Origin of the sequence: Rhizobium brockwellii (genome assembly GCF_000769405.2) — a bacterium.
Classification (GTDB): domain Bacteria; phylum Pseudomonadota; class Alphaproteobacteria; order Rhizobiales; family Rhizobiaceae; genus Rhizobium; species Rhizobium brockwellii.
The window spans coordinates 4163839-4183060 of sequence record NZ_CP053439.1 but is presented as its reverse complement, the minus strand read 5'-3'; the positions used below and the strand labels follow the sequence as shown (position 1 = coordinate 4183060).

General features: G+C 60.4%; 19 protein-coding genes and 2 pseudogenes. 9 read left to right on the top strand and 12 right to left on the bottom strand.

The window, feature by feature from the left end; all coding sequences use genetic code 11:
• Window position 1: 1 nt before the first annotated feature.
• The 3 genes from RLCC275e_RS20520 to hemC form a co-directional block, all read right to left on the bottom strand.
• Window positions 2-1273: a COG4223 family protein gene (locus RLCC275e_RS20520; RefSeq protein WP_082229779.1), complete on the bottom strand. Its 1272-nt coding sequence runs from the start codon at window positions 1271-1273 to the stop codon at window positions 2-4.
• 68 nt (window positions 1274-1341) lie between these two features.
• Window positions 1342-2049, bottom strand: a complete 708-nt coding sequence (locus RLCC275e_RS20515) for a uroporphyrinogen-III synthase (RefSeq protein WP_033181859.1) — start codon at window positions 2047-2049, stop codon at window positions 1342-1344.
• A 7-nt stretch (window positions 2050-2056) separates the two neighbouring features.
• The gene (gene hemC, locus RLCC275e_RS20510; protein WP_033181858.1) at window positions 2057-2986 is read right to left on the bottom strand and encodes a hydroxymethylbilane synthase; all 930 of its coding nucleotides are present in this window, start codon (window positions 2984-2986) and stop codon (window positions 2057-2059) included.
• Window positions 2987-3058: 72 nt separating this feature from the next.
• Between hemC and tsaD the strand changes: the two genes are divergently transcribed.
• The 6 genes from tsaD to RLCC275e_RS20480 all read left to right on the top strand — a co-directional run bounded on the left by tsaD (window position 3059) and on the right by RLCC275e_RS20480 (window position 8333).
• Complete coding sequence (gene tsaD, locus RLCC275e_RS20505) at window positions 3059-4180, top strand: tRNA (adenosine(37)-N6)-threonylcarbamoyltransferase complex transferase subunit TsaD (RefSeq protein WP_033181857.1); 1122 nt, start codon at window positions 3059-3061, stop codon at window positions 4178-4180.
• Window positions 4177-5160, top strand: a complete 984-nt coding sequence (locus RLCC275e_RS20500; RefSeq protein WP_033181856.1) for an NAD(P)H-dependent glycerol-3-phosphate dehydrogenase — start codon at window positions 4177-4179, stop codon at window positions 5158-5160. Before tsaD ends, RLCC275e_RS20500 begins: the two co-directional genes overlap by 4 nt.
• Window positions 5161-5169: 9 nt before the next feature.
• Window positions 5170-5463 (top strand): YciI-like protein, encoded by a 294-nt coding sequence (locus RLCC275e_RS20495; protein WP_033181855.1) that lies wholly within the window; start codon window positions 5170-5172, stop codon window positions 5461-5463.
• Window position 5464: 1 nt separating this feature from the next.
• Complete coding sequence (locus RLCC275e_RS20490; RefSeq protein ID WP_027666901.1) at window positions 5465-5896, top strand: EVE domain-containing protein; 432 nt, start codon at window positions 5465-5467, stop codon at window positions 5894-5896.
• Window positions 5893-6573 (top strand): class I SAM-dependent methyltransferase, encoded by a 681-nt coding sequence (locus RLCC275e_RS20485; RefSeq protein ID WP_033181854.1) that lies wholly within the window; start codon window positions 5893-5895, stop codon window positions 6571-6573. Before RLCC275e_RS20490 ends, RLCC275e_RS20485 begins: the two co-directional genes overlap by 4 nt.
• Window positions 6574-6653: 80 nt before the next feature.
• The gene (locus tag RLCC275e_RS20480) at window positions 6654-8333 is read left to right on the top strand and encodes a glycoside hydrolase family 3 protein (RefSeq protein WP_033181853.1); all 1680 of its coding nucleotides are present in this window, start codon (window positions 6654-6656) and stop codon (window positions 8331-8333) included.
• Between the two features lie 608 nt (window positions 8334-8941).
• Here RLCC275e_RS20480 and RLCC275e_RS20475 read toward each other — a convergent pair.
• The 8 genes and pseudogenes from RLCC275e_RS20475 to RLCC275e_RS20440 form a co-directional block, all read right to left on the bottom strand.
• Entirely contained in the window at window positions 8942-9355 is a 414-nt protein-coding gene (locus RLCC275e_RS20475) for a DUF3830 family protein (protein ID WP_018072093.1), read from the bottom strand.
• Between the two features lie 258 nt (window positions 9356-9613).
• Window positions 9614-9787 (bottom strand): annotated as a pseudogene (locus RLCC275e_RS34765) (dihydropyrimidinase); the annotation flags it as partial.
• 11 nt (window positions 9788-9798) lie between these two features.
• Window positions 9799-10527, bottom strand: coding sequence for an amino acid ABC transporter ATP-binding protein (locus RLCC275e_RS20465; RefSeq protein ID WP_130707886.1), 729 nt, complete (start codon window positions 10525-10527; stop codon window positions 9799-9801).
• Window positions 10524-13460 (bottom strand): FAD-dependent oxidoreductase, encoded by a 2937-nt coding sequence (locus RLCC275e_RS20460; RefSeq protein WP_406659954.1) that lies wholly within the window; start codon window positions 13458-13460, stop codon window positions 10524-10526. Before RLCC275e_RS20460 ends, RLCC275e_RS20465 begins: the two co-directional genes overlap by 4 nt.
• A gap of 8 nt (window positions 13461-13468) precedes the next feature.
• Complete coding sequence (dapA, locus tag RLCC275e_RS20455) at window positions 13469-14359, bottom strand: 4-hydroxy-tetrahydrodipicolinate synthase (RefSeq protein ID WP_033181851.1); 891 nt, start codon at window positions 14357-14359, stop codon at window positions 13469-13471.
• Window positions 14360-14374: 15 nt separating this feature from the next.
• Window positions 14375-15067, bottom strand: a complete 693-nt coding sequence (locus RLCC275e_RS20450; RefSeq protein WP_033182113.1) for an amino acid ABC transporter permease — start codon at window positions 15065-15067, stop codon at window positions 14375-14377.
• Between the two features lie 77 nt (window positions 15068-15144).
• On the bottom strand, window positions 15145-15981 hold the full coding sequence (locus RLCC275e_RS20445) for an ABC transporter substrate-binding protein (RefSeq protein ID WP_033181850.1): 837 nt from the start codon (window positions 15979-15981) through the stop codon (window positions 15145-15147).
• Between the two features lie 115 nt (window positions 15982-16096).
• Window positions 16097-16750 (bottom strand): GntR family transcriptional regulator, encoded by a 654-nt coding sequence (locus RLCC275e_RS20440; protein WP_171816937.1) that lies wholly within the window; start codon window positions 16748-16750, stop codon window positions 16097-16099.
• A gap of 112 nt (window positions 16751-16862) precedes the next feature.
• Here RLCC275e_RS20440 and RLCC275e_RS20435 point away from each other — a divergent pair, with 112 nt between their 5' ends.
• The 3 genes and pseudogenes from RLCC275e_RS20435 (at window position 16863) to RLCC275e_RS20425 (ending at window position 18720) form a co-directional block, all read left to right on the top strand.
• Window positions 16863-17546 carry a GntR family transcriptional regulator gene (locus RLCC275e_RS20435; RefSeq protein WP_011653845.1) on the top strand — a complete coding sequence of 228 codons (684 nt, stop codon included), beginning with the start codon at window positions 16863-16865 and terminating at the stop codon, window positions 17544-17546.
• A gap of 30 nt (window positions 17547-17576) precedes the next feature.
• Window positions 17577-17711 (top strand): annotated as a pseudogene (locus tag RLCC275e_RS20430) (IS701 family transposase); the annotation flags it as partial.
• Window positions 17712-17862: 151 nt separating this feature from the next.
• Window positions 17863-18720: a LysR substrate-binding domain-containing protein gene (locus RLCC275e_RS20425; RefSeq protein ID WP_033181848.1), complete on the top strand. Its 858-nt coding sequence runs from the start codon at window positions 17863-17865 to the stop codon at window positions 18718-18720.
• Between the two features lie 2 nt (window positions 18721-18722).
• Here RLCC275e_RS20425 and aroQ read toward each other — a convergent pair whose 3' ends face one another.
• Complete coding sequence (gene aroQ / locus RLCC275e_RS20420; RefSeq protein ID WP_033181847.1) at window positions 18723-19169, bottom strand: type II 3-dehydroquinate dehydratase; 447 nt, start codon at window positions 19167-19169, stop codon at window positions 18723-18725.
• Window positions 19170-19222: the final 53 nt, after the last annotated feature.

The window sequence follows — 19222 nt, the reverse complement described above, 5'->3', positions numbered from 1 at the left end:
CTCATCCCTCCTTGCCGGTGCCGGAGACCGCTTTCGACAGCGCCCCGCCGACCAGCTCCTCGACGCGGATGCGCGCTTCGAGCGATTGCTTGAAGGCGGCGGAGGCCTGCTTGCCGAGAGCCGGCAGGTTGTTCCATTCGGCGGAAGCGCCGGGCAGGTCGCCGTTCTTCACCTTTTCCTCCATGCGGGCGGCAATGGCTTCAACGCTTTCGCCCTCGATATTACCAACGGGACGGACACTCACCAGCGACTTGGCGCTCGACATCAGCCGGTCCGACCAGCTCTGGTTCGGGTCCGGCTGGTTGACGGCTTCGACGATCGCGGTGGCGACATCGGCAACCTCGCCCACCAGCTCGGTGCGCGAGGGAATGCCGGTTTCGGCAAAGGCTCTAAGGTCGGCAACGGCTGGATCGTCGGGGGCGACGCCGGCGAAAGTGTCGAGCTCGGTCAGGAACGGGCCACCGCGATCGATCGCCGCCTTCAGGGCGGCAGCCGCGATCGCTCGGGCAACGGCGACGTCCTCGCGCGGCTCGTTCAGCTTCTTTTCGGCGTCTTCGAGGCGCTTGAAGATATCGGCGCCGTTCGTCGTCTGCTGCTCGGATGACTGGGCAAGGGTCGAGCGCAGCTGGTCAACCTGACCGGTCAGTTCTGCAATCTTCTGGTTGAGTGCCTCGACATTTGCCGAATCGGCCGGGGCGCCCGCTGCGGGGGCCTTGGCAGTCGTTTCCAACGCAGCAACGCGTTTCGCAAGCTCGCCGTCATCCGCGCTCACCGGATTGGCGGCAAGGTTGGCGACGGCCTGCTTCAGGCCGTCGATCTCGCCGGCAAGATTGGCCGTCTCCGGCGATGTCGTCTGCGGCGTGGAGGAGCCCGGGAGGTAACCCGCATACTGGATGGCGCCGGCGCCAAGCAACGCCACGAGGCCGCCGAAGATGCCCGCGGCAATGAGACCGGAGGTGCCAGCGCTCTTCGGCGCAGGCTGTTCGGGAGGAGGGGTGAAGGAAGGTTCCGGAGCTGCCGGTTCGTCCTCCGGCGTATCCATCACAGGCTTCTCTTCATATTCGGCATGCGACGCAGTCTCGGTTTCGGGCGGCAGGCCGGCATCGGCGGCAGCGGTGCTGTCGGCGTCGCCGGTTTCATTGTCTACCGGTTTTTCGGTATCGGCTGCAGCGGCGAATTCCTGTGCATCGAGGTCGATCGTGACCGGCTCGTCGGCGCTCTTCGAATGGCGTGGCGGGTTTCCCGATACCATGAGGTCCTCTTTATCCTGCATTGCAACGAAACTAGACAGTGATGCCAGTTAAGGGAAGAGGTTAGATCAAATTTGGGCGGTTAGAGCCTTCAAAGGAACGACAGAAGACTTTTCTCATCCGCCATCGGTGATATCTCGACGCTTTTTTTCAAAGCCACCGGAACGGCCTCGGCCACGGCCTCGCTAAGGCAGAGAATGCGGATTCCGCTGTGTTCCGGCATGGCTGATCGCAGTTCCGGCACGCGAAAGAAATCCACTGCTGTCTGCCGGGAATAGAAGAGGATGGCGTCCGGGTAACCGTTAGCGAAGATCGCGTCAATCTCGGCGGGATCGGGGACGGCCGGCTGCATGCGGTAGCATTCGGCGATGGAAAAATGGATGCCGAGTTCGCGCAATCTTCCTTCAAAAGTTTCGGCGCGCGGGGTGCCGGCGAGGTAGAACAGCGTGCCCGGTTTCTCCGCCGCGACGAGATCGGCGAGATCGCGGCCGTTGCCCTGGGATGAGGCGACCAATCGGAAGCCGAGGCTGCGCGCTTCTTCTGCTGTCGTTTCCCCCACTGCAAAAAGCGGGCGGGCGAGATGCGGACGAAGTTTTTCGCCGAGTGCGGAGAGGACCCTGATGGCCTCGGCGCTGGTCACCGCGATTGCGCCGCTGGTGGTTGCAAGCGCGGCTAGGGCGGCGGCGCTGTCGTGCAGCGGCTGACGCAGCGGCAGCAGCAAGGGCTCATGGCCCAAATCGCGCAAACGTTGTGCAGTTCGCTCGGCCGAATGCGCGGGGCGGGTGACGAGCACGCGCATGGCCGCTTCAGTGCCAGTCGTCGAAAAAGGCGCTGCCGGCCCTGGCGCGCACATCCTGGCCGGCGCGGGTGCCGAGTGCTGCCGCATCGCGGCGGTGGCCGTCAGTCGTCACCGCATGCTGGTCACGGCCGTCGGGGGTGATGATGAGGCCGGAGAACCGGATCAGGTCACCTTCGCAGACGGCATAACCGCCGATCGGCGTGCGGCAGGAGCCGTCGAGCGCGGCGAGGAAGGCACGTTCGCAGGAGACGGTGTCGAAAGTCGGGCCATCGTTAACTGGCGCCAGCAGATCGTCGACCCTCGTATCGCCGATGCGGCTTTCGATGCAGATCGCTCCCTGCGCCGGCGCCGGCGGGAAGGTATCGGGATCGAGGATATCGGTCAGCACGTCGACCTTGCCGAGACGCTTCAGGCCGGCAAGCGCCAGCAGGGTGGCATCAACCTCGCCCTCTTCGAGCTTGCGCAGGCGGGTTTCGACCAGGCCGCGGAAGGTGATGACGTTGATGTCAGGCCGCATGCGGCGGATCAGCGCCTGGCGGCGGAGCGAGGATGAACCGACGGTAGCGCCATGCGGCAGGTCGATCAGTTTGCGCGCGGTGCGGCCGATGACGGCGTCGCGGATATCCTCGCGCGGCAGATAGGCGGACAGATAAAGCCCCTCAGGCAACTTCGTCGCCATATCCTTGGCGGAATGCACGGCGAAATCGAGCTCGCCGGCGGTAAGCTTCTGTTCGAGCTCTTCGGTGAACAGCCCCTTGCCGCCGATCTCGGCCAGCGACCGGTCGGTGATGCGGTCGCCCTTGGTCGTCAGCACGACGATCTCGAACATGTCCTCGGGCAGATGATGCGCCGCCATCAGCCTGTCGCGGGCCTCATGCGCCTGGGCAAGCGCCAGCGGGCTGCCCCGCGTGCCGATCCGGAAAGGTTTTGTTTGCATCCGTTCTATTCCGTTGTTACCGGAGTTCTCGTAAACGGGTTTCCATCCCATCGCAATCAACGAACAGGCTTCATGGTTCCCTTTCTGCGTATCCTTGGCATCGAAACGAGCTGCGACGAGACCGCCGCGGCGGTCGTCGAACGCGATGCAGAGGGGCATTCCAACGTGCTGTCGGACGTGGTACTTTCCCAGCTCGACGAGCATAGCGCCTATGGCGGCGTGGTGCCGGAGATCGCCGCACGCGCCCATGTCGAGGCGCTGGACGAGCTGATCGAGGAGGCGCTGAAGCGCGCCAATGTGTCGCTCAACGATGTCGACGCCATCGCCGCCACGTCGGGGCCGGGGCTGATCGGCGGGCTGCTGGTGGGGTTGATGACCGGCAAGGCGATCGCCAGAGCCGCCGGCAAGCCGCTCTATGCGATCAACCATCTCGAGGGCCATGCGCTGACAGCGCGGCTGACGGACGGACTTTCCTTTCCCTATCTGATGCTGCTCGTCTCCGGCGGCCATACCCAGCTCATCCTGGTGCGCGGCGTCGGACAATACGAGCGCTGGGGCACGACGATCGACGATGCGCTCGGCGAAGCCTTCGACAAGACGGCAAAACTGCTCGGCCTGCCCTATCCCGGCGGACCGGCAGTGGAACGGATGGCGCGGGACGGCAATCCCGCGCGCTTCGATTTTCCGCGGCCGCTGGTCGGCGAGGCACGGCTCGACTTCTCCTTCTCCGGCCTGAAGACAGCGGTGCGACAGGCGGCGCAGGATATCGCGCCGCTCAGCGATCAGGACGTGGCGGATATCTGCGCCTCGTTCCAGAAGGCGGTTTCGCGGACGCTGAAGGACCGTATCGGCCGCGGCCTGCTGCGGTTCAAGACGGAATTTCCGGCGACATTCCCTGCTACTGGCCCTGCTACTGGCGAAAAGCCGGCGCTCGTCGTGGCCGGCGGGGTCGCCGCCAATCTCGAACTGCGCGGCACGCTGCAGGCGCTGTGCGACAAGAACGGCTTCCGCTTCGTCGCGCCGCCGCTGCACCTCTGCACCGACAATGCCGTGATGATCGCCTGGGCAGGACTGGAACGAATGGCGACCGGTGCCGCGCCGGATACGCTCGACGTGCAGCCGCGTTCGCGCTGGCCGCTCGATTCCAATGCGGAAACGCTGATCGGCTTCGGAAAACGAGGGGCCAAGGCATGAGTGAAAACATCGCCGTCGTCGGATCCGGGGCTTTCGGCACGGCGCTTGCCGCTGTCATCGCGCTTGCCGGCCGCAGCGCCGTGACACTCGTCGGGCGCGATCCGTCGCTGATTGCCGATCTGAAGGCCGAACGGCTGCATGATGCGGTGCTGCCCGGCATTCTCCTGCCCGACACGTTGGAATTTTCCGCCGAGGCGGATGCGATCACTGGTGCCTCCATCGTGCTTTTTGCAATGCCGTCGCAGGCGCAGGCCGATGCGGCGCGGCAATACGGACCTTATCTCTCCAAGGATGCTGTCGTCGTCACCTGTGCCAAGGGTATCGAACGGACGACGGGCAATCTTCTGACCGACATGCTGGAACGGGAACTGCCGGACCATCCGATCGCCGTGCTTTCCGGTCCGGGCTTTGCCGCCGATATCGCCAAGGGCCTGCCGACGGCGATGGCGATTGCTGCAGCCGACATGGAGACCGCGGAGCGGCTCGCTCAGGCGATTTCCGGGCGGACCTTCCGGCTTTACGCTTCCAACGACCGGATCGGCGTGCAGCTCGGCGGCGCGCTGAAGAATGTACTGGCGATCGCCTGCGGCATCGTCGAAGGCCGTGGCATCGGCGATTCCGCGCGTGCGGCGCTGATTGCCCGCGGTCTTGCGGAAATGTCGCGTTTCGTCGTCGCCAAGGGCGGGCAGGCGGATACGGTGCGCGGACTTTCCGGCCTCGGCGATCTGGTGCTGACGGCAACGAGCCATCAATCGCGAAACCTGCGCTTCGGCATCGCGCTCGGGCGCGGCGAAAAGACCGATCCCCTGCAGGGTGCGCTGGTGGAAGGCGCGTTTGCAGCCTCCGTCGCCTCGCGGCTTGCGGCGGAGTTGAAGGTCAGCATGCCGATCACCGATGCCGTTTCCGCCATCATCGACGGCAGGCTCGATATATCAGAGGCGATAGAGCAGCTGATGACGCGTCCGATCACCACCGAATAGGAGACAGACATGCTTTTCGCCCTTCTCTGCAAGGACAAACCGGGACATCTGAACGTGCGCATGGATACGCGTCCGACGCATATCGAGCATCTGAACAAGCTGAATGCCGAGGGCACGCTGAAGATCGCCGGCCCGTTTCTCGATGACGACGGCAAGCCCTGCGGCAGCCTGATCATCGTCGAAGCGGATTCGAAAGAGGCGGCGCGTGCGCTTGCCGATGCCGATCCCTATGCCAAGGCCGGACTATTCGAAAGCGTCGACGTCAAGGCCTACAACTGGGTCTTCAACAAACCGGAGGCGTGACATGGCGCACTGGCTTTATAAATCAGAACCCGCCTCCTGGTCCTGGGAGCAGCAGAAGGCTGCCGGCGAAAAGGGCACGGAATGGACCGGCGTCCGCAACTACCTGGCGCGCAACAACATGCGGGCGATGCAGATCGGCGACAAAGGGTTCTTCTATCATTCCAATGACGGGCTGGAGATCGTCGGCATCGTCGAAGTCTGCGCCCTGTCGCATCCCGATTCTTCCGCCAAGGGTGATCCGAAGTGGGATTGCGTCGATATCCGCGCCGTCATCGACGTGCCGAAGCCAGTGACGCTGAAGGATGTCAAGGCGAGCGAGAAGCTCGCCAAGATGGCGCTCGTCACCTCGATGCGGCTTTCGGTGCAGCCGGTCACCGAGGAAGAATATCTCGAAGTCTGCCGCATGGGCGGACTGGACAATCCGCCGCGTTGAAGACTGATCCGCAAGCGTTCATCCGCGCCAATACCAGCCTGATGCCGCCGCCGCATGTGCCGGAGATTTCGCTCTATCTGGCAAGCGAGGCGCATGAGCTCTGGTTGAAGACGGAGGAGGAGCTGGAGGCGATCGGCCTGCCGCCGCCCTTCTGGGCTTTTGCCTGGGCGGGCGGCCAGGGACTGGCACGCTACGTACTCGATCATCCGGAAACGGTGCGCGGCAAGCGGGTGCTGGATTTCGCCAGCGGTTCCGGGCTTGTCGGCATTGCGGCTGTGATGGCCGGTGCCCGGGAGGTCATGGCTGCCGATATCGATCCCTGGGCGGAGACGGCAGTCCGCCTGAATGCCGAGGCCAATCGCGTTTCGCTCGGATTTACCGGCGCCGATCTGATCGGGCAGGCCGTCGATGCGGATATCGTGCTTGCCGGCGACGTCTTCTACGACCGCGCTTTCGCCGATGCGCTCGTTCCCTGGTTCGCGAAGCTCGCAGCCGACGGAAAGCGGGTGCTGGTCGGAGACCCCGGACGCAGTTACGTGCCCAGAGAGCGACTAGAATTCTGCGCGGTTTATGAGGTGCCGGTGACGCGGGCGCTGGAGGACAGCGAAATCAAGAAGACGACGGTGTGGCGCTTCGCTCGGCATGAGATATCCAAAATGCTCCCGAACTTACCCTGACATCACCGCGCTGGCTTATGACGGGATAGCGTGCATATTCACAGGGGCTATCCGCAGAGCGTTGATCAACGGGGGAACTTATGACGATCTACGACGAGCTTCGCAAAGCGCCGTTCAACCTCGACGACGCTGCGATATCCTGGATCCGCGACGTCTATGCCTCGCTCGATCTCGATGACAAGATCGGCCAACTCTTCACCTTGATCATGATCGGGACGGATGAAGAGGATTTCAAACGCATTGCTTCACTAAGGCCGGGCGGCGTAACCCGCTTCTTCACGGCCGATCTCGAGTTCGAGCGGCGGGTCATCTCTGACCTCGTGGCCAAGAGCAAAGTCCCGCCCATCATCAGCGCAGACCTCGAAGGCAGCCGTCATTCCTTCGCTTTCGGCACTCCGGTGCTGGGACAACTTGGCCTTGCCGCTGTCGATGACGTCCAGGCGACCGAGAAAAGCTCGGAAATCTTGGCGCGCGAGGGCCGCGCGATGGGGGTGCGCTGGTCCTTCACGCCAGTCATCGACATAAATGCCGCGTTCCGATCGCCGATTGTCGGTACACGGTCATACGGTTCCGATGTCAACAAGATCGAGCGGCACGCGGTTGCCCATGTCCACGGTCTCCAACGAAATGGCGTTGCCGCCACCGCAAAGCACTGGCCGGGCGAGGGATATGACGACCGCGATCAGCACCTCGTTACGACGACCAATCCGCTTTCCATGGACGAGTGGAAGGAAACCTTCGGTCGGCTCTATGGAACGCTGATCACCGAAGGCGTGTTGGCAATCATGAGCGGGCACATTTCGCTTCCGGCCTATATTCGATCGAAGATGCCAGATGCCGGGCTTGAAGCTTTCCGACCGGCCTCGGTTTCCCGGTTGCTGAACGTTGATCTTCTCCGAGACGAGCTCGGCTTCAACGGTATCATCGTCTCTGACGCGACACCCATGGGAGGCCTGTCCGCCTGGGGCCACCACCTCGATACGCTGCCCGATATCATCGCAAATGGCTGCGACATGATCCTCTTCAGCGATGCACCTGAGCAGGATATGGCGGGGGTCAAGGCTGCCGTCGAAGATGGACGAATTACTCCGGAACGACTTGAGGAAGCGGTTCTCCGCGTGCTGGCGCTCAAGGCGCATCTCAAACTTTTTCAACCGTCAGACGTCCTCCCCGATGCGGCGGAAGCGCGCCACCTGCTTGCGCATCCAGACAATGTCGCTGCATCAAGGGAATACATCGGCCGCTCGCCTACGCTTGTGAAGGACGTCAATGGCATCTTTCCGCTCGATCCGGCGAAAACAAAGCGCGTGCTGCTGGTCGACGGCGGCATCATTCATCCGCTCATGCCGCAGCCACTGAAATTTTTGCTACCCGCGCTGTTGCGGAAGGAAGGTTTCGAAGTCACGATCGACCGACCGGACATCGTGCCGACCCCCGACGACTTCGACCTCGTCCTCTACGCGCTAGGCGACGAGTCGCTGCTCGTTCGAGGCCGGATATTCGTCGACTGGCATAGGATGGGTGGTGGAGGCCTTTTCAAGGCGATGTACCGACCCTGGACGAATATTCCCTCCGCCATGATCTCCTTTGGGCATCCCTATCACCTTTACGATGCGCCGCGCGTACCGGCCTATATCAATGCGTACTCCACCATGGACAGCGTCCAGGAAGCCGTCGTTGATTGTATGCTCGGTCGCAAGCCCTTCCTCGGCACCAACCCGGTAGACCCTTTCTGTGGCCTTGAAGATGCGCGCTATTGAAGTCGCTGGGAGCAGAGGCTGCCGGCCTATTGGAACGGGGCAACAGGCGCGTTCCAATGGACTATCCCGGCGACACAGTTCGTCAAGTGTCGCACGCACCGCATCTGTAGAAATGACGCCGCCTCGACGGGAATAGGACCGTCGGCACAGCACCGCCTTACCTGCTCGACAGGGGTATCACAGCGTCATTGCGCATCACCACCTCTATATGGGCGCAGAATGCTGAGAGACGGGCGAGGAGGAATTGGCGGCGAAGCCATGAGCCTCTGCAGAAGAGACATCTTACGCGTTTTGGGCTGCTTCTGCGGCGGAGGCAATTCTTGCGCCGCTCTTTTAGCAAGTTCGAAGTCAAAATCAAAAGACATTTCGGGCCTCGTCCAGCATTTGGAAATCTCGAAGAAAATCTCGAAGACTAGAATGCAGGAAACGTGCCAACCGCAGCGTCAGGCGGTGCCGGCACGCCGGCGTCAACCCTGTCGCCTCGCGCTATTGCGCCTAGAGCAGGATGATTTTAGGCCGGGTCGGCCTAAAATCTGAATCCTGTTCTAAATTATATAGTTAGAGCATGATGTCAGCCGAAAACCGCCCACACTTTTCGGCATCATGCTCTAGGACACGGCCTCAAATCGAATGGATTGCGCGCCTTCCCACAGCGTGAGGCGCCCTATTTCGGCGAGTTGGTCGAGATTAGAGGTGATTGTGATGAAATGATTGCCAGCCAGTTGGCCCATTTTCGATGAAAAATCGACGCCTCCGTAGGCAAGCAGGATTTCCGTTTCGCTAATGCCTCCCGGGTAAAGGATGATATGACCGGGGGCCGGATGGCTTGTATGGTTCTCATAACCGACGCCGAAATCATGGTCGCCAAGCGGGATCCAAACGCCCTCGCCAGACCAGCGAACGTGGACGATTTTACCATCGAACGGCATCTGCTTGATGAATGCTTCACAGGTTTTGGGCGCTCTGGCAGTTTCCAGAACAGCGTCGAAGATGAATGGCCCTGCTGTAATTTTCAGTTTCATGATGTCGCTCTTGTTAGATTTGACTGCTTGTTGATTTTTCTCGCCACGGCTTTCCGATATGCCCGTGGCCCTTGGTGCCCACCAGGACACCGGTTTCGACGACAGGCTTTCCGGCGACAATTGTCGTTATCGGCCAGCCGGTGATCTCGATCCCCTCGTAGAGGGTGATCTCGATCCCCTCGTAGGCGAATAGTCTGCGCCATCATGCGGTTCCGCATGATGGATGGTCCGTTCGATGGCTGGATCCCAGATCGCGATGTCGATGCCGCCTGGAAGGACATATTTGCCCGAGGCGTCGATCGTGCGCGCAGCACCCGACAGGTTCTGCCCGATCTGGACAATCTTGCCGTCTTTAATGCCGATATCCGCCTGGAAAACATCCGCAGCAGTTGCCACCGTGCCGTTCTGAATGATGAGATCGTAGTTGCTCACAAGCCTGACCTTCAGTGTTGCAGGATTTTGCCAAGGAAAGCTTCGGTCCGCGGATTGTGTTTTCCCGCGAAAAACTCCTCGCTCGGACGATCCTCGACGATCTCGCCCTGATCGATGAAAATGACGCGTGTCGCCACCCGGCGGGCAAATCCCATCTCATGGGTGACGACCATCATCGTCATGCCGTCCTTTGCCAGTCCGGTCATGACGTCGAGCACTTCGGAAATCATCTCTGGATCAAGCGCGGATGTCGGCTCGTCGAAGAGCATGGCAAGCGGATCCATCGCGAGCGCCCGCGCGATCGCCACGCGCTGCTGCTGCCCGCCGGAGAGTTGGCTTGGATATTTTTTCGCGTGGTCGGTCAGCCCGACGCGATCAAGAAGCGCCATGGCCTTGCCGTGGGCTGCCGTTTCGCTGCGGCCAATGACAATCTTCTGCGCCAGCATGATATTGTCGATGATCGTCAGATGTGGAAACAATTCGAAATTCTGGAAGACCATGCCTACCCGTGTGCGAAGGTTCGGCAGGTCGGTCTTCGGGTCGCCGACTTCGATACCATGCACCCGGATCGAACCTTCCTGAAACTGCTCGAGCCCGTTGACGCATTTGATCAATGTCGATTTGCCCGACCCCGAGGGGCCGCAGACAACCACGACCTCACCGCGCTCGACGTTCACCGAGCAGTTCTTAAGGACAGCGAACTGACCGTAATATTTGGTAACGCCAGTGATCTCAATCATGCCCGACCTTTCTGGAAACGCGCGATAGAAAAGGGTTGCAAGGCTCTAGCGGTCTCGCGACCGAGAACGAGCCGGGATGTTAACTGACCGACGATCGGGCCGAGCGTATAGCCGTTTGAAGTGACGGCGTTGAAGAACCCGGGCATTGACGGATGTTCGCCGAGGATCGGCGCACCGTCGATGTTGATGTTCATCGCCGCCCAGCTTCGGATGACGTGAAGTTTGCGCAGAGCGGGAACGACGTGCTGGGCAACCCAAAGGTTCCCCTCAAGGCTCGACAGTAGCGGGCGTGGATGTTGATGGACGGGATCGAGGCCTGCCGTCCAGCCGCCGCCGATGATGAAGTTCCCGTTTGCCGCCTGCTTGAGTGTCAAATGGCGGTCGGCATGGGCGACGAGACACGAGATCAAAGGTGCTGCGGCCTCGGTAACCACCATCTGCAGCGGAGCACCGAATACGGGCACGTCGAAACCGAGCATCGCGCCGATCCTTGAAGCGAAGGCTCCGGCTGCATTGACGATCCGTTTTGTCCGCAAGATGCCCCTCGATGTCTTGACCTCAAACCCGTCGTCCGAGGTCCTTATTCCGGTGACCTCGCAATTTTCGAAGACTTGAGCGCCGTCTCGCCGTGCCGCCTCCAATATATATTGCGTAGCGACGAGAGGATTGATCTTGCCCTCCTGAGAGCAGTAGGCAGCGCCGACGAAGTGAGAAGACAGAGCAGGCTCCAGGGAGCGCAGTTCCTCTTGCCCGATCAAGCGGCAATCGATCCCGGCCGCGCACTCGACCCCGACCTTCTCCGCTAGAAAACGCATGTGGTCATCGGTTTCGGCCACCATGAGGCCGCCTGTGACCTTCATCTCGAAATCCTGTCCGAGTTCGCTTTGCAGCGCCGCCCAAAGAGCGATTGAATCACGCTGGAGGGGAAGTGTTTGTGCGGCCGCTCCGCCGCCAGCTTCGGCTCGGGCACCGTGGTCGAAGGAAAGCAGCTGCGCATGAAGGCTTCCTGCATTCCCTCCAGACGCCAGCGAGTTCGCAAAAGCGCGCTCCACCACCACAACGTCCTCGCCTTCCCTAGCCAGGAAGAGCGCCGTCGAAAGGCCTGCAATGCCTGCGCCGATTACCAGCGTGGACGTTTCCGCCACCGGCAAAGCTTGAGGGCTCGCCACTGGCGGTTTTTCCGGCAAAAGTGCGCGCTTGTGGCCGCCCCATTCCGGCTTTTCGACCGCAAGCGCCGCCAGCGGAATAGGTCGAAGTGGCATTTGCGGAGCCAGAAAACCGCTTGTTTCGCCAGTGAGGTGCCGTTCCTTCGCAACGTCAGCGATCGCTTTGCCGCAGTAGCGGCTCTGACACCGCCCCATGCCTGCACGCGACAGGCGCTTTAATGTCGAAACGTCCTGCGCACTATCTGCGCTGAGCGTCCTCAAGACACCGTAAGTCACCCCTTCGCAACGGCAGATCAATGCATCATCTGGCAGACTTGCCGTCTTTGTCTTTGCATCGTCCTTCGGCGCAAAGACCTGCCAAAGCGCCCCCTGAAACCGTCTATGGCGGGCGAGCCTTTTCGCTGTGCTCTCGTCGGATTGGACAAGGAGGCCCAGTTTTCGCGCAATCGCCGCGGCGGCGATCTGCCCTTCTGCCATCGCAACATGCGCGCCGCCAAAACGCGCCGCTTCACCGACAATATGCACGTTCGCAAGCGTTGTCTGACCGTCGAGATCTCGCACTGCCCGCAGATCGCCGCCAACGACCTCATGGCCGCATCCGAGTAGCCGGGACAGTTCATTGGAGGATGCGAAATTGCCGCCGATAAGGACCGTGTCAGCATCGAGATTGGTCTCGCCGCCTGGTCCGGCGAACGTGACGCTCTCGACACGTTGCGAACCGTTGATCGAGGTGAGCACGCTATTCCAGCCTATCTTGACGCCCGTGGACCTAAGCGACGATATCTGGCGCAATCCGTGGCGGGCGAGAGCGGGATCCGTTGTCAGAAGGCCGAGGGCTGCCATCGGCCGAGACCAGGGTGGCGGCGCTGCTTCCAGTAAAGCGACTATGGAGGCTCCTGCCTTTCGAAGTTCGTTTGCGACCTGCATATTCAAAGGACCGTTTCCGGCGACAATGATCCTTCGGCCGGGAACGGTGCCATAGCTCCTCAGCAACGTCTGGGCGGCCCCTGTTGTCATCGCACCAGGAAGTGTCCAACCCCTCACCGGCGTTGGGCGTTCGTAGGCCCCCGTCGCGATGATGAGCATTTTCGGCTTGCAGTAGAACGCCTGGGCGGATCCATAGCAGGCGATAATAAGCGAACCGTCGTTATCACGTGCGGCACCCCACACCACTGTAGCGGTTAGAAATATCACGCCATGGTCGCGCACTTGCCCTATAAGCGCGGCGCCGGATAAAGCCTGCTCGTCGCCACTCAAATGCTCGGCGGCGCTCCGTGTCGAGGGCTGTTTGAAATACTGCCCGCCGGCAGACGGCCGTTCATCAATGACAGTCACCTTGGCGCCGGCTGCAGCAACGACCTCCGCGGCGGCAAGCCCTGCAGGCCCCGCTCCGACAATCAGAACGTCCATCGTCCTTGTCGTCAAGGACTGCGGCACACTGCAGAGATCGGCAATCTGACCAGTGGCAAGATCTGGCCGCGCAGCAGGGCGCAGGACCTGCATGTCATCGTCGACAGTGGTCATGCAGGCCCGCTGGCTGACTTTTCCGTCGATCGTCACGAGGCAATCGTGACAGACACCCATTCCACAGAAGAGGCCACGGCCGTCGCCTTTGATGCCTCGGGAAAATTCATGCCGCCCCGTCGCCTCGATGGCGGCGGCAACAGACATGCCTTTTTCGGCAAATATCTGCAGACCGTCGACCGAGAGCCTGACCCGCGTATCGTCGGGCCTCAAGCTCTGGTTTATGGAAGCGACGGGTATCATGGAATTCCTCAGACGCTGAACGTCAGACCGAAATCGGCCACCAGCTTCTTCATGGCGGCGTCCTGCTCGGGCGGCAACGGTAGGCGCGGCGGGCGCGGCAGGCCTGCGCCAAATCCCATGTGGGTCAGCAGTGACTTCGTTCCTGCGACATAGGCCTGGCCCCCGACCGCCTGAATGACAGGTAGCCATTTGAGGTAAAGCTCTCTTGCCTCATCGAACTTTTTCTCATTTGCGACAAGTTCGAAGATCCGCGCCATCGGTCCTGGCGCAACATTTGAAGCCACTGCCACCCAGCCCTGCGCACCCATAACGAAAGACTCGAACCCGAGAATACCCCCGAACACAGTCATATCGTCGCCGGCCAGCCGGATGATATCGCGCACGCGCGTCACTTCGAGGGTGGACTCCTTGATATAGTCGCAGCCGTCGATTTCGGCGATGCGCTTAACCAACTCCGGCTTCAGATCGACGTTTGCGGTCGCGGGATTGTTGTAGACCATAATCGGGATGGCCACGGCAGACGCAATGCTCTTGTAGTGGTGAACGAGTTCGTCATCCGTTGGGGTGGAATAGAACGGCGGAATAATCATGACGCCGTCAGCGCCCATTGCCTCGGCCTTGACGCTAAGGCGAATGGACTCCCGCGTATCTTCCGCTCCCGTGCCGATCAGAACAGGCACCCGTCCCGCGACAGTTTCGATGACGGTCCTCGCCACACTATCGCGCTCTTCCTCGCTGAGCGACAGAAACTCACCCGTCGATCCAAGAGGGATCAGACCATGGATACCTTCCTTGACCTGCCAGTCGGTAAAGGAAGCCAGCCCCTTCAGATCGACCGCGCCGCTGGGATCCAAGGGAGTAATCATCACGGTGTAGACACCGCGGAACGTCTTCTGCATTTGAAAATCCTGGTTCTAGCGTTTCTCGTTAATGGAAAGCCGAGATCCGGCTTGACCGAGACGCTTTTCGATATGGCTCTGGAAGAAGTCCCAGAGTGTTGTGAGGAGGAGGTAATAAATCGCCGCGACAGCAAACAGTTCGAGCACCATGAACCGCTCCTGGATGAGAACCTGGGTCCGGCGAAGGAGTTCTTCGACCGAGATGACGGAGGTGACAGAGGTCGTTTTCAAGAGACCGTTCACCGAATTGCCGAGAGGCGGAACGATAACTTTGAAGGCTTGCGGCATGACGATGTAGCGCATGATCTGACGCTCCGTCATGCCGAGCGCGCGCGCTGCCCTGGTCTGGCCTTCCGGCACGGCTTCGATACCGGCGCGAATGATCTCCGCGAGATAAGCCGCCTCGTTGAGAGCCAATCCGAGCAACGCCGCCTCTATGACGGTGAACTTGATGCCGAACAGTGGAAGCGCCGTGTAGATCGCAATCAACTGTACGAGAAGCGGCGTGCCGCGAAAAAGCCAGATATACGCCTTGGCACTGTAGTATGGCACCCGCCGCGACGATCGCCGCATCAATGCAAGAGCAAAGCCCAGAATAAGCCCCGCAATCAACGAGACGACGGTGAGCCAAACGGTCGTGAACACCCCGCCAAGTATAAAGGGGTTGAACAGATAACCGAAAAAGCCAGACCAGTTCCAAAGCGACATGAAGACGACTTTCTGCAAGAGGTTTGGCGCGACGTGGTCGCGCCCCGCCTCATCTCTAGACGATCTTTGAAATCAGTTCAGCGACCGGGGCCTTTGACCGAATAGTCACCCGCGACCATCGGCAGACCGTATTTGTCAAAGAGCGCCTTTAGAGACCCATCCGCCTTCATGTCTTTCAACGTCGCAGACACCGCATCAGCCAAAGCCGGGCTTTTGAATGCGACAGAAACCGGAGCGGGGTAAAGGCCGCTGATTGCCCGTTTGAAGTCCCCGCGAGAATCGTACTCCTTGGCGACGGCGTCGATCGATACGACACCCTGCACCTGGCCTGCCCGCAGAGCCTGATAGGCGAGGGCAAAATTATCGAACGTCTGGATGGTCAAGCCTTCTTTGCCCGCGTCACGCAGTTCCTTGTCGAGAAGGCGCGTCTTTGTTTCCTCGAAACCACCGATTTCGACACCAATCGTCATGCCGGCAAGATCCTCTTTTGCGGCGACGTTTTTCTTCGAATCTGGTGCCACGGAGACGCTGATGGCCTGATCTTCATAGGGGATCATCTGCATGATCTTGGCGCGTTCTTCGGTGAAGAAAATGCCCGTATTGATCATGTCCCAGCGGCCGGCCTGCAGGCCCGGAACCATCGCGGAGAATTCGATGCGGACATATTCGGGCTCAAGGCAAAGGCGCTTGGCGATCTCTTTGCCGAGGTCGATGCGCATGCCCTTCAGGTCACCCGTGGAGTCGATGAACTGGAGCGGAGGAAGCGTTGGATTGGTCGACATGACGAGCGTGCCGGGCTTGATCAACTCGCCTGCCGCCACTTTGGGTTCGCAGGATTGAGCGAACGCAAAAGACGCTGTGACCGACAGGAAGGACGCGGCAAGAACGCTGCGAGAGAAGTGTGAACGGAGCATGGAGAGCCTCTGGAGTTCGGTTCTTTATCGTTGGATCCCGACCCTGCATTCAAGTGGGATCCCACTTTTATACAAAAGTTCGCCGTAGATGCAAGTGCATTCTCAGCTCGTCGATTCAGTAGTTTGCAAGGACGCCCTGACGGACGACTTCGAGATGATCGGTCATGGCTCGGCGAGCCGCCTCAGCATCGTTGGCGGCCAAGGCAAGCAGGATCGCTCGATGTTCTCGCACGCCCGGCTTTGCGCGCACGACAGGCAGCTGTCGCTCGAAGATCGTTGTGTAGCGCCGCATCTCCGCGATCGTGGTTGCCATAAAGGGGTTGCGGCTCTCGCTTGCGATATAGTTGTGAAGCGCATCGTCAAACGCCCAGACCACCTCAGGGTCAGGTTCGGGGTCGGCCTCGATCTCGTCCAGCATCCTTGTCAAAGGGTCCAGCTCACGTCGCGAAACATGGGGACTGGCGAGCGCTGCCGCAGTCGGTTCGAGCAGCATCCTCATAGTGAGACTGTCAAGGTAATCCTTGAGACTGATGACCCTGACCGCGAGAACACCTTTTTCGTTTCTGACAAGTAGTCCCTCTCCTTCGAGACGTCCCAGCGCGTGGCGCATGGGAGAACGCGAAACAGCATGTTTTGTCGCCAGGCGGCGTTGCTGGACGACCGATCCCCCGGCAAGCCTGGCTGATAGAATATCGGCCAGCAGGGAACGGTAGGTTTCGTCAGCAAGGCTGGAGTCGCCAACTTCATTCAGACCATCGTCCATCTGCACTCGTTCCAGTCCTTTTCCAAATCGGCTATCATATGTAACAAGTGATCGCGTAAGGAAAGCGCGGTGCCGCGTCGAGCGGCCAGCGCCCTAAAGAACAAGGAAATGGCAAACGGTGACAGACGCTTTGGCGGCCCCGGGTCGGAAAATTGCCGAGAAAGGGCAGCACAATCTTGCATCGCTGACCTACAAGGCCGTGTCCGACATGATCCGGCATCGTCGGCTGAAAGGCGGGCACGTCATCGTTGAGGCAAGGCTTGCCGAGACACTCGGGATTTCGAGGACGCCGCTGCGCGAAGCGCTGCAGAGGTTGGAGGGCGAAGGCCTGGTTCGCAAGGGCGACGGCCGAAACTACGTCGTGCGACAGGTGGATGTCGGCGAGTATCTTCAAAGCTTGAAACTGAGATTGTTGATCGAACCTGAAGCAGCGGTATTGTCGATCAACGCCATTCCGCGACGGCTTTTGATGAGCGTCCGGCAGGAAATCCACGACCTTTTGGGCGCGACGGCGTATCACACAGACGCGCATTGGTTCTCGGACGACAATCTTCATAATATGATCATTGATCATTGCGGTAACGCGGTCATGGCAAAGGTACTGCGAGAGCTTCGGGCGACCACGCGTCTCTTCGAAATCGACCGCCTGAAAGATCGCCTGAAGCCGGACTCCACGGAACATCTCGTTATCATCGAGGCGATCGACCGGGGCGAGGTCGAGGAAACGCGCCGAGCTGTCGCCCAACACATCGAAAGCCTAATCGCATTTACGCGAATGCATCTACAAGTCGCTGACCTTTAGTATTGCAGTTGCATCTTTGTGTGTCACGGCAAGACGGGTTGGATGCGGGCGGAGGCGGCGGGCGACACCGGCCCGTGGTGGCAGCCGGCTATTCTGGGGCGTGGTCATTGGGACGCGGCTGGTTTGTGCGACATGGTGTGTGTCCATGCGCTTGAGACATTGGCTGGCCAGATCGGCGTGTTCGCATCATGGCCAGCGCTTTACTCACTTGAGGAAAGGGAGAATGATATCTGCAGTCCGGCGGTCTTTTGGTAAAGCTCGCTTGGTCGGAACGATCAGCTTGCCGCACGTCCCATAGCGAGTTCCAAGGTTCAAAATGCAGCACTTCGACACAGATGCGCTCGCGACCTTCGTGGCAGTGGCCGACGCCGGTGGCTTTACTGCAGCAGGGACGAGGATCGGCAAGTCGCAAGCGGCCGTCAGTCTCATCATCGCCCGGTTTGAAGAACAGATCGGGCGGAAGCTGTTTGACCGGACAAGACGCGGCGTGCACCTGACTGAAACAGGCGAGATCCTGATTGGCTATGCCCGCCGTATCATTGCGATCGAGGACGAGGCGCTGGCAGCGCTCGATCCAGGTGCCATGCGCGGCTATGTCCGTCTTGGAATGCCGGACGACTATATCGAGCTGTTCGGCAAGCCTTTGATCGAAGAGTTTTCGCGTGCCAATCCCCGTATCCAGGTCGAGATCCAGTGCGACTTCTCCCGCTCGCTCGAGGCGATGGTCGAACATGGCACCATCAATCTCGCTATCATCACTCGTGCACCGGATTCAATCGTCGGCGAGTTGCTGCGTCGCGAGCCGTTGGTCTGGTGCGGACCTCCGGACGGGCAGATTGAGCGACAGCGGCCCCTCCCTCTTGCCTTGTTTCCAGAGAAAGATTGTCGGGCACGGCCCCATATCGTCCACGCTCTCACCCAGGCCGGCATCGGATGGCGAGCGGCATGGACATCCTCACATCTGCCGTCGATTCAGGCGGCGCTGGATGCGGGTGCCGCGGTTACAGCTTTGCCGGCCTCGGTTGTCGCTTCGCGACACCGCCGTCTGACCGCGGAAGACGGCGGCCTGCCGTCGCTGAAACCGCTTGAGATCGCCCTTCTGGTTCCACATGGCGCGCGAGCCGCTGTTCGCACGGTCGCCAGCTTCGTCCGCTCGCATTTTCAGCAGCTTTGACGCTATCTGCTGGTCGCCCTGATCAGGGTGGCGATACTGCGGACGGCCAGTTGATAGCCCTCGGTTCCAAGACCGGCGATAACGCCATCTGCGCGTTGGGACACGAAGGAATGGTGGCGGAACGGCTCGCGCTTGTACACATTCGATATATGCACCTCGATGACCGGCGGCTCGAACGTGTTCAACGCATCGAGGATGGCAACAGAGGTATGAGTGAATGCGGCGGGATTGATAACAATCCCGGACGCGTCCTCTCGAGCCTCGTGAATCCAGTCGATGATCTCGTATTCTCGATTGCTCTGGTGGAACCGGATTTCATGCCCCAGTTCAGACGCAACTCGACGGCAACCTGCCTCCACATCGACGAGCGTCTCGTCACCGTAGATATGGGGCTGGCGCTTGCCAAGGAGATTGAGGTTAGGACCGTTGATGACATAGATCAGGCTCATGTTTTCCTTCCAATCTCCGTCGCGGGCAAGGCATATGGTTTTCAGGATCCCAA

Bases quoted from the DNA above. Each gene is read 5' to 3' on its own strand.
- RLCC275e_RS20520 (WP_082229779.1), bottom strand. From the start codon at position 1,273: ATGCAGGATAAAGAGGACCTCATGGTATCGGGAAACCCGCCACGCCAT.
- RLCC275e_RS20515 (WP_033181859.1), bottom strand. From the start codon at position 2,049: ATGCGCGTGCTCGTCACCCGCCCCGCGCATTCGGCCGAGCGAACTGCA.
- hemC (WP_033181858.1), bottom strand. From the start codon at position 2,986: ATGCAAACAAAACCTTTCCGGATCGGCACGCGGGGCAGCCCGCTGGCG.
- tsaD (WP_033181857.1), top strand. From the start codon at position 3,059: ATGGTTCCCTTTCTGCGTATCCTTGGCATCGAAACGAGCTGCGACGAG.
- RLCC275e_RS20500 (WP_033181856.1), top strand. From the start codon at position 4,177: ATGAGTGAAAACATCGCCGTCGTCGGATCCGGGGCTTTCGGCACGGCG.
- RLCC275e_RS20495 (WP_033181855.1), top strand. From the start codon at position 5,170: ATGCTTTTCGCCCTTCTCTGCAAGGACAAACCGGGACATCTGAACGTG.
- RLCC275e_RS20490 (WP_027666901.1), top strand. From the start codon at position 5,465: ATGGCGCACTGGCTTTATAAATCAGAACCCGCCTCCTGGTCCTGGGAG.
- RLCC275e_RS20480 (WP_033181853.1), top strand. From the start codon at position 6,654: ATGACGATCTACGACGAGCTTCGCAAAGCGCCGTTCAACCTCGACGAC.
- RLCC275e_RS20475 (WP_018072093.1), bottom strand. From the start codon at position 9,355: ATGAAACTGAAAATTACAGCAGGGCCATTCATCTTCGACGCTGTTCTG.
- RLCC275e_RS20465 (WP_130707886.1), bottom strand. From the start codon at position 10,527: ATGATTGAGATCACTGGCGTTACCAAATATTACGGTCAGTTCGCTGTC.
- RLCC275e_RS20460 (WP_406659954.1), bottom strand. From the start codon at position 13,460: ATGATACCCGTCGCTTCCATAAACCAGAGCTTGAGGCCCGACGATACG.
- dapA (WP_033181851.1), bottom strand. From the start codon at position 14,359: ATGCAGAAGACGTTCCGCGGTGTCTACACCGTGATGATTACTCCCTTG.
- RLCC275e_RS20450 (WP_033182113.1), bottom strand. From the start codon at position 15,067: ATGTCGCTTTGGAACTGGTCTGGCTTTTTCGGTTATCTGTTCAACCCC.
- RLCC275e_RS20445 (WP_033181850.1), bottom strand. From the start codon at position 15,981: ATGCTCCGTTCACACTTCTCTCGCAGCGTTCTTGCCGCGTCCTTCCTG.
- RLCC275e_RS20425 (WP_033181848.1), top strand. From the start codon at position 17,863: ATGCAGCACTTCGACACAGATGCGCTCGCGACCTTCGTGGCAGTGGCC.
- aroQ (WP_033181847.1), bottom strand. From the start codon at position 19,169: ATGAGCCTGATCTATGTCATCAACGGTCCTAACCTCAATCTCCTTGGC.